This window comes from Lysobacter sp. M15 (assembly GCF_022662515.1).
GTDB lineage: Bacteria > Pseudomonadota > Gammaproteobacteria > Xanthomonadales > Xanthomonadaceae > JAKPBU01.
This window is the reverse complement of record NZ_JAKPBV010000003.1, coordinates 139,777-158,097: the sequence shown is the minus strand read 5'-3', so window position 1 is coordinate 158,097 and position 18,321 is coordinate 139,777. Positions and strand designations below refer to the sequence as shown.

Here is an 18,321-nt window from a genome sequence, read left to right as displayed (position 1 = left end):
CATTCTCAGCGTACGCTGAACTCGCCACGACAACCGCGCGAAACCCAGATACCCCTGGCATCCCAGCCCCAGTTCTGACCCTGGATGCAGCGCGTATCGGAGAGCTGGCGCACGAGCTGCACGCCGCGGTTGACACGGACATCGCAGCGACGCGTGCGATTGTCTTTGGATTCGCAGCGCACGGTCTGTCCGTAGCCGCCGCTCCAGCCGCCACCGCCGGTCCACTCGAATTCGCCGCGGCATCCGTTCGAGACCCACACGCCATTGCCGTCGCTGCCCCAGGTGCGCCCCTGGATGCAGGGCGCATCCGAAAGCTGCCGCACGAGGCGGGCGCGGCCCTGCCCGCCCGCACCGCAATGCTGGGTGCGGTTGTCGCGCGACTCGCAGCGGAACCTGCCGCCGTATCCGGCGCCCGAACCGTAGCCCGGATCGCCATAACCCGGCGAGTAGCCGCTGCTGACGAACTCCGCCCGGCATCCATTCGACACCCAGACGCCGCTGCGCGTGTAGCCCCAGCTGCGACCTTGCACGCACGGCGCATCGGACAACTGCCGGACCAGGCGCACGGCAGTTCCGCCAGTCGCACATTCGCGGGTCCGTCCATCGTTGGATTCGCACCGGAAGACGCCGCGATCGGAACCGTAACCGCCCGGGTATCCAGCCGAACCGCCATACCTGTCTCCGTAATAGCCGCCCGACGAGTAGCCGCCGGGGTAACCGTAGCCAACGCAGCCCGACAGCAGCAGCGCCAGCGGCGCAATGCACCACACGAACCTGTTCATGGCGTCCTCCTCTGTATTACCCGCCTGCCAGCCTGCGTTCCGTGCGGTCGATGCCCATGATCCGCAGGCCTCCCACTCGCACTGCGTCCTGCGTTGCGAACGGGAGCATGCCCGTGCCGATGTCCAGATCGCGTGTCGTTCGGAAGCTTCGTTCAGGGCCCGGTATGGTTGGGCCGCGCCACAGCCACCATCTCCCCCAACTTCCGCGTGAGCGCTTTGCGGCGCGGGCTCGGGACGCTGCTGCCCGCTGCGCGGCTGTGGCCACACCGTCCAGGCCGCCTACATCTACCGGATTCCACCGGAACGGATACGTGGGCGTTTTGAATGGCCTGGCCGACGAGGCGCTTTACCGCACCAGGCACGAAGACCGCAGGCCGGTCGCCGTGCATCGACCAGGACACCCGCTCAGCCGCGAGCGAAGTCGAAAGCCAGCACGTCGGCGATGCGCGGCGTGCCGAGCATGGCCATCAGCAGCCGGTCCACGCCCAGCGCCACGCCGGCGCAGGTGGGTAAGCCTTGCGTCAAAGCCGCGAGCAGGTGCGCATCGACCGGCGGCTGTTCCGAACCGCGTGCGGCCCTTCGATCCAGATCGCGCGCGAAGCGCGCCTGCTGCTCGGCTGCATCGGTGAGCTCGTGGTAGCCGTTGGCGAGTTCCACCGGGCCGAGGTAAAGCTCGAAACGTTCGGCGACCGGGCTTTCCGTCTGTGCGGGGTCGTGGCGGATCTTCGCCAGCGCGCACTGCGAAGCGGGATAGTCGTAGACCGCCAGGAGCGTGTCCGGATCGAAGCGTGGCTGCAGGCGATGGGTCATCAGCAGGTCGAGCCAGTCGTCGCGCTCCAGGCCTTCCGGCTCGATCTGCACATCGCCCAACGCGCTGCGCAGGCTTGCATCGTCGTCGCGCAGCGGATCGACGCCGAGTTCGCGTCGGTACAAGTCGCGGTAGGCGATGCGCTCAAGGCGCGCGGCACGTCCCACCAGGGCCAGCGCGCGGTTGACCACGGCCGCTGCCTCATCGATGAGTCGATGGTGATCCCAGCCCAGGCGATACCACTCGAGCATGGTGAATTCGGGATTGTGGCGTCCGCCGACCTCGCCGTCGCGGAACACGCGACCCAGCTCGTAGCAATCGCCAACACCAGCGGCGAGCAGGCGCTTGAGTGCATATTCGGGCGACGTGCGCAGCCAGCGCGTGCGCGGCCCGCCTTCGGTCCGGCCGGAGAATCCGAGCGAGAACGAGGCGATGTTCGGATCGGTGTTGCCTGCCTGCGAGAGCACCGGCGTCTCGACTTCGAGCACGCCTTGTTCAGCGAAATAGGCACGAAGCTCGGCGTTCAGGCGGGCGCGCAGGCGGATAGCTTCGGGCAGGGCCGACGGCTGCCACCCCGTCATGGCGATCCGGAGCCTGTGGGAGCGGCGTCAGCCGCGAGCTTTTCCTTTTCCCCTTCAAGGGGAAGGCTGGGATGTGGATGGATTTCATGCGAGATGCGGCAGGTCGAGATCGGCCCCGTCCACATCCGGGTTCTCCGCTTGAGGCGGAGGGCTTCGGAGATCGCGACTGACGTCGCTCCTACGTGGGCGATCACTCGTGTTCCTGCAGGAATTCGAGCAGGGCCGCCTCGTCCCAGATCTCGACACCCAGTTCCTGCGCCTTGGTGAGTTTGCTGCCCGCCGCTTCGCCGGCGACCACCAGCGAGGTTTTCTTCGACACGCTGCCCGAGACCTTGGCGCCGAGCGCCTCGAGCCGGTCTCCCGCCTCGTCGCGGGACATCGACTCCAGGCCACCGGTGAGCACGACCGTCTTGCCGGCAAGCGGACCCTCCGCCGAGCGCTTGGGCGCACCTTCGGTCCAGTGGACTCCAGCCTCGCGCAAGGCTGCGATCACTTCACGGTTGTGCGGCTGGGCGAAGAAGTGGGCGATCCGCGCAGCCACGACCGGGCCGATGTCCGGCACCTGGCGCAGTGTTTCCTCGTCCGCGTCCATCAGCGGCTGCAGCGCGCCGAAGTGCCGTGCGAGGGTCTTGGCGGTGGATTCGCCCACATCGCGGATGCCCAGCGCGTAGAGCACCCGCTCCAGGGTGGATTCCTTGCTGGCCTGGATCGCAGCGAGCAGATTCTCGGCCCATTTGGTCGCGATCTTGCCGGCCTTGACTGTTTCGGGGATCACGCCATCGCGCTCGTCCGCACGCCGTTTCATCTCGACGAAGTCGTCCACGCCCAACCGGTAGAGGTCGGCGACGGTGCGTACGTAGTCGAACTCCACCAGCGCCATGATCAGGCGCTCGCCCAGCCCCTCGATATCCATCGCCCGGCGCGACGCGAAATGGAACAGCGCCTGCACCCGCTGCGCGGGGCAGAACAGCCCGCCGGTGCAACGCGCGACCACTTCGCCTTCCTCGCGTTCGACCGCAGAGCCGCAGTCGGGGCAGATCTCGGGCAGCTTGTAGGGCGGATGCAGCGGCCTGCCCTTCTTGTCCAGCGGTCTGCGTTCCTCGACCACGCGCACCACTTCGGGGATCACGTCGCCGGCGCGTCGCACGATGATGGTGTCGCCCACGCGCACGTCCAGACGCGCGACCTGGTCGGCGTTGTGCAGGGTGGCCCGGGTCACGGTCACGCCGCCCACGTGGACCGGCGCCATCAGCACCCAGGGCGTGACCGCACCGGTGCGGCCGACGTTGACCTCGATCGATTCCACCGTGGTGGCTTCTTCCTGCGCAGGAAACTTGTGCGCAAGCGCCCAGCGCGGCGCACGCGAGACGAAGCCCATCGCGCGCTGCTGGTCGTAGCGGTCGAGCTTGTAAACCACGCCGTCGATGTCGAACGCCAGCGCGTCGCGCTTGCCGCCGATGCGTGCGTAGTACGCCAGCAGGCCTTCGACGCCGCGCACGGTTTCGACCTCGGCGCTGACCGGAAAACCGAGTTCGCGCAGCCAGACCAGGGTCTGCGAATGGGTGCCGGGCAACTTGCCGCCCGTGTTCTTGCCGAAGTCCACTTCGCCCAGCGCATAGGCATAGAACGCCAGAGGGCGCTGCGCGGTCACCCGCGGGTCGAGCTGGCGCAACGAACCGGCCGCGCCGTTGCGCGGATTGGCCATCGGCTTGTCGCCGCGCTCGCGCGCGGCCTGGTTGAAACGCTCGAACGCCGCCTTGGGCATGTACACCTCGCCGCGAACTTCGAGCACTGCCGGCGGTTTTCCGCGCAGACGCAGCGGCACCGAACGCACGGTGCGCAGATTGGCGGTCACGTCCTCGCCGCTGGCGCCGTCACCGCGGGTCGCGCCGCGGACGAAACGTCCGCGTTCGTAGCGCAGGCTGATCGCAAGACCGTCCAGTTTGGGCTCTGCGGAAAACGCGGGCTCGGCGTCGCCGGTTTCCTTGCTGATGCGCGCAACGAAATCCGTCACTTCCCCGTCGTCGAACGCGTTGGAGAGCGAAAGCATCGGGATGGAATGACGCACCACCGCGAACTTTCCCGAGGGCAGGTTCCCCACCCTCTGAGTCGGGGAATCCGGGTCGGCCAGGTCAGGGTGTTGGGCTTCGAGCGCCTCGAGCTCGCGCATGAGCCGGTCGTACTCGGCGTCGGGAATCGACGGCTCGTCCAGGACGTAGTAGCGGTGGTTGGCGTCGTCGATCCGGCGACGCAGGTCTTCGATGCGGTGGGCGGGTGTGGTCTTCGCCATGCTCAGGCCATGTCCTTCGACTTCGCGCCTTCGGCGCTACGCTCAGGACGAACGGAGAGTGTCAAACCCGAGGATTCCGTTCGCCCTGAGCGTAGCGTAGCGGAGTCGAAGGGCGCCCCTCGCGAAGACGCGCCGGTGTGGCCTACCAGCGCGCCGGCTTGCCGGGTGCGACCTCGCGCTGGCGGTCGTAGGCGCGCATTTCCTCGCGCAGGTGCTGCACGCGCTGGCGACCCAGGGGATTGCGCTGCTCGTCGAGCACCACGCCCTCGAGCAGTTCGGCCATCCGTTCGGCGGCCGGCTGCATCATTTCCCAGGCATCCAGCGCCGCCACCGGCGCCGGCAGGGTCAGGAAGAAGGCGATCGCTGGCGTTTCCAGGCTCTGGATCTCCGCCATTTCGAAGCTGCCGGGCTTCTTCACGTTGGCGACGCTGAAGACCGGGCCCTGCTCGGGATGGCCCTGCACCAGCCGGTGGAAGACATTCATGTGGCCGTAGGTCAGGCCGGCCTTTTCCGCCGCCACCACGATGTCCGGGCCGCGCAGGGTATGCCCCGCCCGCGCCGCGATATAGAGCGTGATGATCTTGTCGAAGTCCTCGCTGACCCGCTTGCCGAGCTCGCTGTTGGGCTGCACCGCGCCGATCGCGTCGTCGAGCAGGTCCATTTCCGACTGCACCAGCGCTTCGTCGCCGTAGCCCGTTCCGGCCGCGAGCTGCTGCTCGAGCTGCGCGCCCAGGGTCGGTTCCATGCGCTCGCCGTCCCGGCCGCGCGCCTCGACCCGGGTGCCCTGCGGGGTCCTGCGCGGGCGTCCGAAAAACCAGATCGCCAGCATCAGCAGAAGGCCCGCAACGACGATCCCGATGCGCAGCAGCCAGATGTCGGACATTGCTTCCTCCGGAAGGGAATGCGGAATGGGGAATCGGGAATCGGAAAAAAGCAAAGCGAAACGTCAGACCTCTGCGACTCCCGATTCCCCTTTCCCGATTCCCGGCTCTTAAGCGGCTCCGGCCAGGCGTGCGGCCTCGGCCAGGTCGACCGAGACCAGACGGCTCACGCCCGGCTCACGCATGGTAACGCCGGAGAGCTGCTGTGCGGCCTCCATGGTCGCCTTGTTGTGGGTGACGAACAGGAACTGGACCTGCTCGCTCATCTCGCCGACCAGGCTGGTGAAGCGACCCACGTTGGCTTCGTCCAGCGGCGCGTCGACCTCGTCGAGCAGGCAGAACGGCGCCGGGTTGAGGCGGAAGATCGCGAACACCAGCGCCACAGCCGTCATCGCCTTCTCGCCGCCGGAAAGCAGCGAAATGTTGGACACGCGCTTGCCGGGCGGCCGCGCCATGATCGCCACACCGGTGTCGAGCAGGTCCTCGCCGGTGAGTTCGAGGTAGGCGTGACCGCCGCCGAACAGCCGCGGATAGATCTCCTGCACGCCCGAGTTGACCCGGTCGAAGGTGTCCTTGAAGCGGCCGCGGGTTTCGCGATCGATCTTGCGGATCGCGTCTTCCAGGGTGTCCAGCGCCGTGGTCAGGTCGGTGTGCTGGGAATCGAGGTAGTCCTTGCGCTGCTCGGCTTCGGCGTGCTCGGAGATCGCGGCCAGGTTGACCGGCTCGAGCCGGCGCAGCTTGGCGTCGAAGTCGGTGACGATCTTTTCCCACGCGGCCAGGTCGGCGTCTTCCGGCAGCGTGTTGATCACCTCGTCCAGGACGAAGCCGCCCTGCACCACGGCTTCGGACAGCTGTCCGGCCTTGATCGCGAGGGCCTGCTGATCGAGCTTGCGCTGGCTGATCCTTTCGCGCTGCACCAGCGCCTGCTCGTCGCGATGCTGGCGCGTCAGCTCGTATTCGCGCAGCTCGTGGTCGATCCCGTCGAGCGCGGCGCGCGCCTCGCCAAGCGCGCGTTCGGCCAGGACGCGCTGTTCCAGCGCAGCCTGGCGCTCGGCCTCCAGCGCATGCACCGGGGAATCGCCCTGGGCGAGCTGGCTGGCCAGTTCGCCCAGGCGGCTGTCGAGCTGGCCGCGCTGGCTGCCCATGCGGTCCAGCGATTGGGTCAGCGCAACGATCTGCGCGCGCTGCGATTCGAGCGTGAGCGCCAGGGCGTGCGCGGCATCGCGCGACTCGCGCGCGGCGTTGCGGGCCGAATCGCGGGCCTCGGCAAGGGCGGTGCGTTCGGATTCCAGCGCGCGGCGCGATTGCTCCAGTTCGGCCATGCGCGAAACGGCTGCTTCGAGCCTGGCGCGCGCTTCGCGCGCCTGCTGGGCGGCGGTGGCGATGGTCTCGCCGAGCTGCACGGTTTCGGCTTCGATCTTCGCGATCCGGCCGCGCGCGGAATCCAGCCGGCCCTGACCGCTCTGCAGCTGGCCGGCGAGTTCGGAGACACTGCGGTGGGCGAGGTACAACGCACGCTGTGCGTCCTCACGCTGCTGTTCGGCCACCAGGGCACGGTCGCGCCACGCGGACAGGCCGCGGTCGAGCTCCTGCTCGCGTTGTTGCAGCGCTTCGATCTCGCCGCGCAGGGTCTGGATGTCGCGCTCGCGCAGCAGGGCGCCCTGCTTGGCTGCGCCCGACCGCACGATGCGCACCCAGCCCGCACCTAGCCGTGCGCCGTCGCGGGTGATCACCGAATGGTCGGCATGCCCGTCCGCGGCCAGGCGCGACTGCAGCGCGCTGGCTTCCGGCAGGTTCTCCGCGAAATGCAGCTTGGCCAGCAGGCGGCGGATCGCGAGCGGCCCCTGCACTTTGGCCGCCAGCGAGGTCGGCGCGAAGGCGGGCTCACCGGCTTCGTTCGAGACCAGGGTGAGCCGGCCTTCGCCCAGATCGGCCAGCGCCTCGACCAGGGCCTCGGGCGAATCGACCAGCACGCCTTCGATCAGCTGGCCGAGGGCGGCTTCGACCGCCTGTTCCCAGCCCGCCTCGACCTGCAGCGATTCGCCCACACGGGCGGCCGAATCCAGCCCGCGCCGGCGCAGCCATTCCACCGCCGCGCCCTGCTCCTGGCCTAGCGCGGCGTGTTGCAGCGTCTCCAGCGAGGATAGCCGGCCGCGCTTTTCCTGCGCGGTCTTGCGCACATCGGCCAGTTCGGCCTGCGCTTTGCGGACGTCGTCCTGCAGCGCCAGCACGACCTGCTTGCGCGCATCGACATCGGCGGTGAGCGCATCGAGCGCGGATTTCTGCTCGTCGTGACTGGCCTGGACCTGGGTGAAGGCCGCGGCCAGCGCGTCCAGGTCGAGCCCAGCGCGTTCATTGGCCAGCGCCTCGCGGCGGCGGTCAGCGTCGAGCGACTGGCGGTCGAGGTAATCGACCCGGGTGCGTTCGACATCGCCGGCGCGGGCGGCTTCGTTCTGCTCGCGGCTGTGCGCGTCCCAGCGCTGCTGCCAGTCGGCCAGCGCGGCTTCGGCGTCGCGCAGGGCGGCCTGGCGCGCCTCGTCTTCCGACTGCAGGCGGGACAGCTCCGGCTCGGCCGCGGCGATCGTCTCGCGCAGGCTCGCCAGCCGCGCCTCGTCGCCGCTGATGTGCGAACCCAGTTCCGCCAGCGCGGTCTGCGTCTCGTCGCGAGCCTGCTGCAGGCGGGTGGACAGATCGCGCTGGTGGGCGATCTGCTGCTCGATGCGGGCCAGAGTGCCGCCGACCTCGTAGCTGGAAGCCTGGGCCTTGTTGAGGGCTTCGCTCGCTTCCTCGCGGCGGACCCGGCTGGTTTCGATCTTGGCTTCGGCCTCGCGCTGTTCGGCGATCAGCTGCTGCAGGCGGGTTTCCTCCTGCGCCAGCTTCTCGCGCAGACCCTGCAGCTGCGCGTCCAGGCCGCGGAACTCCAGCGCCTTCCACTCGGCGTCGCGCACCTTGCGCTCGGCCTGGATGGCAGTGTACTGCTCGGCCTGCCGGGCCTGGCGGGCCAGGTGCTGCAACTGCTTGCCGACCTCGTCGCGCAGGTCGTTGAGCCGGTCGAGGTTCTCGCGGGTGTGACGGATCCGGGTCTCGGTTTCCTTGCGCCGCTCCTTGTACTTGGAGATGCCGGCGGCTTCCTCCAGGTACACGCGCAGGTCCTCGGGCCGGGCCTCGATGATCTGGCTGATCATGCCCTGCTCGATGATCGAGTAGCTGCGCGGCCCCAACCCCGTGCCGAGGAACAGGTCGGTGATGTCGCGCCGGCGGCACTTGCCGCCGTTGAGGTAGTAGTTGCTCTGCCCGTCGCGGCCGACGCTGCGCTTGACCGAGATCTCGTTGAACGCCGCGTACTCGCCGGTGATGGCGTGGTCGGAGTTGTCGAAGATCAGTTCCACCGTGGCCTGCGAGACCGGCTTGCGCGCGGTGGAGCCGGAGAAGATCACGTCGGTGGCGCTGTCGCCGCGCAGACGACTGGCCGTGCTTTCGCCCATCACCCAGCGCACCGCGTCGATGATGTTGGACTTGCCGCAGCCATTGGGCCCGACCACGCCGGTCATGTTGGTCGGCAGGTGCAGGGTGGTAGGGTCGACGAAGGATTTGAAACCGGACAGCTTGATCGTGGACAGGCGCATGCGGCGTCGGAGTACTCGTCTGCGCCCGGGCCAGTGGCTGGCGTGCGCGTGCTTGGGTCAGGAAAGGCTTTCGGAACCGCCTCCAAGCAACTGATTTGCCTAGGGACGGGCCGGCGCGAACGCCGGACAATCGGTGGAGTATAGCGACGCTGGTCGCAGCCGCGTGCCGGCCGGCGGTTGGCCGCGGTGGGCTGGCGTGCTATCAACCGTGCAACGGATTCGTATGCAAACGGAGATTTGCGATGAGCGGAACCTCCGCCGACCCCATCCTGCCGGACGATCCCAACCACCGGCACTACCCGCTGTACCGTCACCTCCTGCAGGGCGTCGCAGCCGCGCAGCCTGGCAGCGGCCCGGAACAACGCGCCAATCTCGCAGCCGGCCTGACCGACGCCTACCTGCAAACCTTGCCCCAGAGCGACCGCGGTCTGCGGCTCGACGAAACCACGGTCCGCGGCCTGAGTGTGGTGGCCGGACGTGCGGACGCGCCCACGCCCTCGCTGTTCGTCGTCGCCGGCAGGCCCGGCGAAGGTGCCCCGCTGATCTCCACCCCTCTGGCGACCGCGGAGATCGCCGCCAGCCGCATCCTGGCGCCCTATGCGCAACAGCGCACGATCGGCGCCGACGGCTACCTGACCGATCCGGAGATCACCCGCACCGCCATTCCGGCGCTGGAACGCGGCGCGTTGCCGGCGGTCAACGCGATCGTGCTGCATCGCACGATGGGCAGCACGGCCGCCGGCACGCTCGGCCATTGGCGCGGTGAGTCGCAACCTTACGGCACCCACTTCCTGATCGACCGCGACGGGACCATCCACCAGACGGCTAGTCTCAACCAGCACACCGCCCACGTCGGCAGGATCAGGTCGCGTGGCGAAGTCGAAGGCAGTCTCTCGCCCGAGGAACAGCGTCAACTGGACGAAGCGCGCCAAGCGCCCGGCAGCGACTACGCTGCCGTGCACCGGATCGAATCGGGCAAGCCCTACCCCCGGCGTTATCCCGGCAATGGCGACAGCGTCGGCATCGAGGTCGTGGCGACTTACGACGAACAGACGCGCACATGGCAGGCCCCCACCGAGCAGCAAACCGCTTCGATCCGCCGATTGGTCGGCATCCTACAGAACAATTACGGACTGGATGACCATGACATCTACCAGCACGACGCGATTTCGTACAAGACACAGGGCGAAGGTGCTGGCCTGTACCAGCCTGCTGTGCGCAACGTCGACGATCCTGGCCTGCAGCAATCCACCGGCCCCACGCGCTGAAACACCGCTCGCCGGCGGCGCTCCGGAAATCCTCGAAATCTCGGCACCGGTCTACGACCCGACTGGCGCGCGCGGCGACGGGCCCAGACTCGAAGCCGAATGCAAGCGCTGGTCGCTGACGCGCGAGCAGGCCGGGACCTTCTTCCGCCTCAGTCAACCGATCACGGGCGAGCAGAAGCACCATGAGTTCTACTATCTGCCCTGTTCGATCAGGGGCCGGCTGCGGTCGGACGGCCACAGCTGGGACTTCGAGATCAACGCCGCCGCCACTGCGACCTGGAGCAGCGGCAACGAGGTCCGGACCTTCGGCTGCTCGGACCCGGCCTGCGAGCCGTTGGTGCTGATGATGCCGGAAGCCGGCGCGGACTGATCGGCCGCCGGCACAACCCTTCCATCAATCGCGCGTCTGCTCCGGATACAGCGCCAGCAACCGGCGGAGCACGCCGTTGGTCCAGCCGAAGCCGTCCTGCAGCGGGTACTCGCCACCACCGGCCTCGGCGTCGCCGGTGACGTCGTACTTCTCCACCAGCTTGCCGGTCGCGCGGTAGGTGGCGATATTGTGGGCGATCCAGCGCCTGGCGATGTCGTCGGCCAGCGCCTGCTGTCCGGTCTGGCGCAGGCCGTCGATGGCGATCCACTGCAGCGGTGCCCAGCCGTTGGGCAGATCCCACTGCTGGCCGGTGCGCGTGGCCGTGGCAGCGAGCCCGTGCGGTTGCAGCAAATCCTGGCGCAGGCGCTGGGCGACGCGATCGGCGCGCGCGGTATCGGCGATGCCGAAGTACAGCGGATACGCGGTCGCGCCGCTGACGTGGCCGGTGCTGCGGCCATCCTTCCAGCTCACGTCGGCATACATGCCTTTACTCTCGTCCCAGAGCAGGCGGTTGATCGCGGTCTTGCGCGCCTCGGCCTTGCGTTCGAAGTCGCGCGCCCTGTCGGGCTGCGATGCGGCGCGATACGCCTCGGCCAGGGTCAGTTCGAGCCGGTACAGCAGGCTGTTGAGATCCGGCGGCACGATGTCCACGGTGCGGATCGTGGCGAGGGTCTTGCCGTCGTCCAGCCAGCGCGAACTGAAGTCCCAGCCGCTTTCCGCCGCGGCGCGCAGGTTGCGGTAGACCTCGGGCGACGGACGCTTCGACTGCGAGGCCGTCTCCACGTCCTGCCGGTAGCTCTCCGCGCGCGGCGTATCGCAGTCGTCCCAATAGCGGTTGAGCAGAGTGCCGTCCGCCATCTTCACGACGCGCCGATGCGCCTGGCCGGGTGCCAGCTTGTCCGCGCCCTCCATCCAGAACGCATATTCAGCAGCCAGCTGCGGCAGATAGGTTGCGCGCGTCGCAGGACCATCGCGCGCGGCCAGCAGCTCCACCATCGCCGCGAAGAACGGCGGCTGCGAGCGGCTGAGATAGTAGGTGCGGTTGCCATTCGGGATGTGGCCGTAATGGTCGATCAACCAGGCGAAGTTCCTGACCATGTCCACGGCCAGGTCGTGCCGGCCGCTTTCTTCCAGGCCGAGCATGGTGAAGTAGGAATCCCAGTAGTAGATCTCGTTGAAGCGTCCGCCCGGCACCACATAACGATGCGGCAGCGGCAGCAGCGTGCTGCGCGCGTCGCCCGGCGCGGGCTTGCGTTCGAGCACGGGCCAGAGCGCGTCGATATGCGCACGCACGTCCTGGCCGGGGTCGCTGCGATAGGCGTCGTTGGCTGCGCGCGGGAATGCAAAGCGCTCGGTGACGAAGCTGCGCAGATCGAAGCCCGGCCTCGTGCGCGCATGTTCGTATTCGGCGACGATCGCGGCAGGCGGCTGGTTCGCGATCGCATCGACAAGCGATTTGCCGTCAGGGAGCACCGCCTGCGCGTCTTCGAACAGCTCGCCGTACAGCTGCGGCTGACCGGGTACGCAGACCTGGGCCAAGGCCGGAGGGGCCAGCAGACATAGGCTCAGAAGCCAAGTCCGGACGGGTAAGCGCATCGGAAACCTCCTGGACGGCGTGCGCGACTCAACACGGGCTCTTTAGCATAGGCGCCATCCGGGGATTGAGCCCGGACGGAGAGTCCGGCACACTCCGCGCGAGCTTTCGACCCTGCCATTGCTGCAGATCCACGGTCGGACAGCGACAGGGGGCTTTACTGCGCGCCATCCATCCGGCTGGCGTCATGTCGGCTCGGCTTTCCGAGCCAGGGAGGCCTAAGAATGACGTTTTCACGACCCTTCGTCCGGCGAGCGCTGACTGCCGCCATCCTCGTCGCACTTCCGACGCTCGCCATCGCCCAGGATCCACCGCCCGTGGAGCAGGCGCCTGCCACGCCAGCGCAACCGCCCACGGGCAGCGAAGCCACCACGCTCGACACCATCGTCGTCACCGGCAGCGCGACTGGTGGGGTGAAGAAGCTCGAAGCCAGCTACAACATCGTCACCGCCAACGAAGAGCAGATCAAACAGGCCAACCCCAAGAGCACGGCCGATCTGCTGAAGATTTCACCCGGGATGTGGCCCGAATCCAGCGGCGGCCAGACCGGCGCCAACATCGAGATCGCCGGCTTCCCCGGCGGCGGCGACGCGCCCTACTTCACCACCATGCTGATGGGCTCGCCGTTGTACGGCATGCCGACGCTGTCGTTCTTCGAAACCACCACGATCTTCCGCCTGGACGACACCGTGTCGACGGTGGAAATCCTGCAGGGTGGGCCGTCGGCGGTGTTCGCCGGCGGGCAGATGGGCGCCACCGCCAACTTCTTCCTCAAGACCGGCAGCGATACGCCCTACGGCAGCGTCGGCCTGACCTATGGCGACGAGGGCCTGTGGCGGCTGGATGCGTTCTCGGGATTCCCGGTCGGTAAAAGCGGCTGGTACGGCAGCATCGGCGGGTTCTGGCGCACGTCCGACGGCGTGCGTGACCCCGAATTCACGGCCGACGAAGGCGGCCAGCTCACCGGCACGCTCTCGCGCGATTTCGGCGATCGCGGCAACCTGACGCTGTACGCGCGCTATCTCAACGACAAGAACCAGTTCATCACCCCGATTCCGCTGATCCAGGAAGGTAAGGACAGCTTCCGCGAGTACCCGGGCTTCGATCCGCTTACCGACACCTATTACAGCAAGGCGATCCAGAAGGTGTTTCTGCCCACCTATCCGGGCGGGAGCAAGAATGCGGATCTGGCCGACGGCCGCGGCGCCAAGTTCTTCTTCTTCGGCGGCAACTTCGATTACGCCTTCGACAACGGCTGGTCGATCAGCGACAAGTTCCTGTTCGACGAGGGCGATGCCGATACCAACGCACTGTTTTCGGGCAACAACCCCGCCACGCTCGAAGACATGCTCTATACCGCGGGCACGCCGGGTGGCTTCGTGCTTCCGGCCGGGTCGGCCACGGCGACCTACGTCGGCGGCGGCGCGGTACCGCTGGACCAGAGCGTGATCCAACAGGGCTGGTGGTCGATCCACAAGCACCTGAAGAGCATCAGCAACGACTTCCGCCTGAGCAAGGAGCTGTTCGAGGGCAACACCCTCACCGTCGGCCTGTACGTCAACCACTACACCATGGACGACAAGTGGTCGCTGGGTAACCAGATGCTGATGACCAACGAGCCCAATGCCACGCCGATCACGGTCAGCTATGTCGGTACCGACGGCGTCGTCAGGCAGCGTACCGACAGCCAGGGCTTCGCCGATTTCGGCGGCTTCCATATCGCCCAGCACGGCAGCGCCACCAATACCGCGCTGTACCTGTCCGACTCCTGGCGGATCGGCAAGTGGCTGCTGGACCTGTCCGGGCGTCTGGAAAACCAGGACGCCACCAACAACGTCTGCAACCTGGCCAATGTCGACCTGGACGGCAATCCCAACACGATCTACGACAACAACACCCCGGTCTGTGACGGGACCTACTCGCGCATCCATTACGACAAGACCCACCCCACCTGGACCGCGGGTGCGAACTATGCGTTTACCGACCGCATGTCGGTCTATGGCCGGGCCAACACCGGCGGCCACTTCCTGGACTTCGACAACGGCATCCGCGGAACGACCAACGAAAACTTCCCGCCGATGCAGAAGATCCGCAACTACGAGGTCGGCTTCAAGTACCAGTCCGATCTGTTGTATGCCGATCTCAGCGCCTATCGACGTCGCTTCAAGGGCCTGCTGTACCAGCCCACCGATGGCGCCGGTACGCCGGTCGGCAGTCCGCTGACCTACGGTTCGGACTCGTGGGGCGTGAACTTCATCGGCACCCTGACTCCGGTCGAGAACCTGCGGCTGCAGCTGGTCGCGAATTACCTCGACGGCGAGTACAGCGATTTCGACGCCTGCTTCCCCTACGTCGACATCAACGGCCAGCAGCAGTGCCAGGAAATCGAAGGCCAGCAGCTGCAACGCCAGCCCAAGCTGCGCTTCATGTTCACGCCCAGCTACGAGTTCGTCTTCGACTGGGGCGACATCACGCCGTACATCACCTACACCCACGTCGGCGACCACACCCAGGACCAGTCCGGGCTGCAGCAGCTGGGCTCCTACCACACGCTGGATTTCGGCGTGACCTCCAACGTCGGGCAGCACTGGCAGTTCAATCTGCGTGGGACCAACATGACCAACGAGCTCGGCCTGACCGAGAGCAACTCGCGCATCTTCGGCAGCGCCGTCTCGGGCGCCGACAACGTGCTGCTGGCGCGGCCGATCGAGGGCCGCGAGGTCAACTTGCAGGCGAAGTACAGCTGGTGACCGCGGCGACCACGTGGTCCGGGGACAGCCACGGATGAAGCCGTGGCTGCACCTGTCGTGCGCGCTCGCACTGCTGGCGTCCGTACCTTCGGCCGCTGTTGCGGACGATGCCACACCGCTGCAGTTCCGGATCGAGGAAGGCCGCACGCTCAATGCCTTCTACCGCAAGGACGCAGTGGCGGCGCATCTGCTGCTCAGCTCCGGGGAGCGCCCGCGCGTGCTGGTCGCCTTCCCTGCCGGCAACAGCGGCGTCGGGCTGTGGTTCGAAGACGCCGCGGCCCCGGTGCGATGGGACCTGCGCGAAGTGCACGGCAGCCAGCGGCCGGACCGTTCCGGCCGGCCGTTGCACGGCATCGTGGCGGAGACCAGCGTCGATGCGTCGCGGCTGGTTGTGCGCGATGCCGTGCTGGGCAGCGTGCGCGTGCTGCGCGATTTCCAGCTCGGCGTCGCCTACCCGGCCGAGGTCGCCACCCGTCCGCGGCTGGGAGCGCGCCGCGTGCAATGGTCGCGCCCGCGCCTGGATGGCGGACCTGGGTACGAACTCTCGCTGGAACTGCTCGACGGACACGTCAGCGGCGGCGGTGGCGCACCGCTGGTGCTCAACGCAGATCGCGAAGGCGCACCGCTGCGGATCAGGATCACCGCCCTCACCGGGGAACAACCGCTCGTCCCGCTGCGGGCCGACGCGCTGTTCTCCACCGCTGCCGGCAGCGATCAGCGCAGCCGCGAGGTGCTCGAATTCCTCAGCTACCGGGAGAAATTCCTGGCCGGCTCCTGGCGCTTCGACACCTATTTCGGCCGCGATACGCTGATGTCGTTGCGCCTGCTGATGCCCGCATTGCAGCCGGCCGCCATCGAAGCCGGACTTGCTTCGGTACTGGAGCGCCTGGATCCAAACGGCGAAGTGGCGCACGAGGAGGACATCGGCGAGCTCGCGGTGCTGCGCCATCGCAAGGAAGGCACGATCGGCGACGATCCCGCCGCACCGATCTACGACTACAAGATGATCGACGACGATCTGATGCTGGCGCCCGTCGCGGCGGCATGGCTGCTGGACACCCCGGAAGGCCACGCCCGGGCCAGCGCCTTTCTTGTGCGCAAGACCACGGCTGGCGAGCCGCTGGGCGCGGCGCTGGCCCGCAACCTGGCCTTCGTCGTCGGCATGACGCAGCCGTTCGCGCGCGAACCTGCCGCCCGCAACCTGGTCGCGCTCAAGCCGGGCCACAAGGTCGGCCAATGGCGCGACAGTGAAACCGGACTGGGCGGCGGCCGCATTCCCTACGACGTCAACGCGGTGTTCGTCCCGGCGGCACTCGAGGCCATCGCCCGCTTCAACGATGCGCAGATCCTGCAGGGGCATGCGAACGCCGAGCAGCAGCGGGCGCTTGCGGCGGCGCGTGAGCTGGCCGAGATCTGGTCGACCCAGGCGCCGCCGTTGTTCCTTTTCAACGTCGACGCAGGCACGGCGCGCGCGGCGGTGGCGCGCTACGCCAGGACAAAGGGCATCGATCCGGCGCCGGCGCTGGCCAGCGTGCCGGAAACCGGCCTGCGCTTCCCCGCGCTAGCCCTGGATGCGGACGGCAGGCCGATCCCGGTGCTGCATTCCGATGGTGGGTTCGCGCTGATGTTCCGTAATCCCCAACCGCAGGAGCTCGACGCGCTGGTCGAAGCGATGCTGCGGCCGTTCCCCGCCGGCCTGATGACCGACGCAGGCCTGCTTGTGGCCAACCCCGCCTACGCCAATTCCGGACTCGGCGCCGAGTTCGGCCGTACCGCCTATCACGGCACCGTGGTCTGGTCCTGGCAGCAGGCGCTGTTGGCGGCCGGGCTGGCACGTCAGCTGCAGCGCAACGACCTTCCAGACACCACCCGCACGCACCTGCGCGACGCACAGCGACGGCTGTGGCAGGCCATCGACGCCACCGGCACGATGCGCACCTCGGAACTGTGGTCTTGGGCGTACGAGGACGGCCGTTATCGCGCGGTGCCGTTCGGTCAGAGCAGCGGCGATGCGGACGAATCGAACGCCGCGCAGCTATGGAGCACGGTTTATCTGGCGATCCCGCCGCCGGCCGATTCGGACGCCGAAGTACGCCGCACAGAGGCGCCTGCACCTTCTCCCTGAAACCACACTGCACGGGCGCCCTCTGCGGAACGTCGCACTGCAGACCGGGCCGATCCGCCTGCCCGGCTAAAGCCGCTCGCCGCTGGCCCCATCGAACACGTGCAGCCGCCCAGGCGAGACCCGCAGCGACAGCGACGCGCCGGGTTGCGGCAAGTCGTCTGCGGCGACGCGGGCGATGAGGCTGTGCGCGCCATGGCGCAGGTTGACGTAGGCCTCGCTGCCGACCGGTTCGACAACTTCGACCTGTGCGTCGAAGCCTGCCCCGTTGCCGGCCGGCAGCAGATGCTCGGGGCGAATGCCGACGCGCACCTCGCGTCCGATCCAATCGCGCGGGATGTCGGCGCCGTCCAGCGGCAGCCGCGCGCCGTCGCCCAGGTGCAGCGCAGGCCCGTCCTCGCCCACCAGTGTCCCGGCCAGCAGGTTCATCGCCGGGCTGCCCAGGAAGCTGGCGACGAATACATTGGCCGGTTTCGCATACAGCGCCATCGGCGTGTCGATCTGCTGGATGCGGCCATCCTTCAGCACCACGATCCGCTGGCCCAGGGTCATCGCCTCGACCTGGTCATGGGTGACATAGACCATGGTCGCGCCGAGCTTGCGGTGCAGGCGCGCGATCTCCACCCGCATGCCGGCGCGCAGCTTGGCGTCGAGGTTGGAAAGGGGCTCGTCCAGCAGGAACGCCTGCGGGTGCCGCACCAGCGCCCGCCCAAGGGCCACGCGCTGGCGCTGGCCGCCCGAGAGCTGGGCCGGCTTGCGATCGAGCACGGTATCGAGCTCCAGCATCGCAGCGGCTGCCCGCACGCGGGCCTCGACCTGCGCCCGGGTCTGTCCGCGCAGCTTCAATGCGAAAGCCAGGTTCTCCGCCACGGTCATGTGCGGGTACAACGCGTAGCTCTGGAACACCATCGCGACGTCGCGATCCTTCGGCGCGACATCGTTGACGACCCGGTCGCCGATGCGCAGCGTGCCGGAAGTGATCGTCTCGAGGCCGGCGATCATCCGCAGCAGACTGGACTTGCCGCAGCCCGACGGTCCCACCAGCACCAGCAGCTCGCCATCTGCCACCTGGAACGTTGCGTCTTCCACGGCGACGAAGCCGTTGGAATAGACCTTGCGCACGTTTTCCAGGGCGACATTCGCCATACGGCCTCCACCGGGGCTGTGCGGGCTGCAATCGCGCAGCCGCTGGGCTATTCTGGCATGTAATCGTTTACACGACGCCGCCCGCGAGACGCACGGAAGATTG

At 67.8% G+C, this 18,321-nt stretch carries 11 protein-coding genes; 4 read left to right on the top strand and 7 right to left on the bottom strand.

All coding sequences use genetic code 11. The features are described 5' to 3' along the window. Positions 1-5: 5 nt before the first annotated feature. The 5 genes from MC380_RS03140 to smc form a co-directional block, all read right to left on the bottom strand. Complete coding sequence (locus MC380_RS03140; protein WP_242104101.1) at positions 6-782, bottom strand: DUF3011 domain-containing protein; 777 nt, start codon at positions 780-782, stop codon at positions 6-8. 405 nt (positions 783-1,187) lie between these two features. Beyond that, positions 1,188-2,171, bottom strand: a complete 984-nt coding sequence (epmA, locus tag MC380_RS03135; protein WP_242162996.1) for an EF-P lysine aminoacylase EpmA — start codon at positions 2,169-2,171, stop codon at positions 1,188-1,190. A gap of 190 nt (positions 2,172-2,361) precedes the next feature. Further along, positions 2,362-4,461 carry an NAD-dependent DNA ligase LigA gene (ligA, locus tag MC380_RS03130; protein WP_242162993.1) on the bottom strand — a complete coding sequence of 700 codons (2,100 nt, stop codon included), beginning with the start codon at positions 4,459-4,461 and terminating at the stop codon, positions 2,362-2,364. A 142-nt stretch (positions 4,462-4,603) separates the two neighbouring features. After that, complete coding sequence (gene zipA / locus MC380_RS03125; RefSeq protein WP_242104104.1) at positions 4,604-5,344, bottom strand: cell division protein ZipA; 741 nt, start codon at positions 5,342-5,344, stop codon at positions 4,604-4,606. 108 nt (positions 5,345-5,452) lie between these two features. Next, positions 5,453-8,968 (bottom strand): chromosome segregation protein SMC, encoded by a 3,516-nt coding sequence (gene smc / locus MC380_RS03120; protein WP_242104105.1) that lies wholly within the window; start codon positions 8,966-8,968, stop codon positions 5,453-5,455. 242 nt (positions 8,969-9,210) lie between these two features. Here smc and MC380_RS03115 point away from each other — a divergent pair, with 242 nt between their 5' ends. Then, positions 9,211-10,236 (top strand): peptidoglycan recognition family protein, encoded by a 1,026-nt coding sequence (locus MC380_RS03115; RefSeq protein ID WP_242162991.1) that lies wholly within the window; start codon positions 9,211-9,213, stop codon positions 10,234-10,236. Next, entirely contained in the window at positions 10,160-10,606 is a 447-nt protein-coding gene (locus MC380_RS03110; protein ID WP_242104107.1) for a hypothetical protein, read from the top strand. The genes MC380_RS03115 and MC380_RS03110 overlap by 77 nt, the downstream gene beginning before the upstream one ends. Positions 10,607-10,630: 24 nt before the next feature. On the opposite strand, the gene treF is transcribed toward MC380_RS03110, so the two are convergent. Further along, on the bottom strand, positions 10,631-12,202 hold the full coding sequence (gene treF / locus MC380_RS03105) for an alpha,alpha-trehalase TreF (RefSeq protein ID WP_242162989.1): 1,572 nt from the start codon (positions 12,200-12,202) through the stop codon (positions 10,631-10,633). A 222-nt stretch (positions 12,203-12,424) separates the two neighbouring features. Between treF and MC380_RS03100 the strand changes: the two genes are divergently transcribed. Then, complete coding sequence (locus MC380_RS03100) at positions 12,425-14,950, top strand: TonB-dependent receptor (RefSeq protein ID WP_242162987.1); 2,526 nt, start codon at positions 12,425-12,427, stop codon at positions 14,948-14,950. A gap of 34 nt (positions 14,951-14,984) precedes the next feature. Then, positions 14,985-17,075: a hypothetical protein gene (locus tag MC380_RS03095; RefSeq protein WP_242162985.1), complete on the top strand. Its 2,091-nt coding sequence runs from the start codon at positions 14,985-14,987 to the stop codon at positions 17,073-17,075. 66 nt (positions 17,076-17,141) lie between these two features. Here the strand turns inward: MC380_RS03095 and ugpC are convergent, their stop codons facing one another. Beyond that, positions 17,142-18,218 (bottom strand): sn-glycerol-3-phosphate ABC transporter ATP-binding protein UgpC, encoded by a 1,077-nt coding sequence (gene ugpC / locus MC380_RS03090; protein WP_242162982.1) that lies wholly within the window; start codon positions 18,216-18,218, stop codon positions 17,142-17,144. Positions 18,219-18,321: the final 103 nt, after the last annotated feature.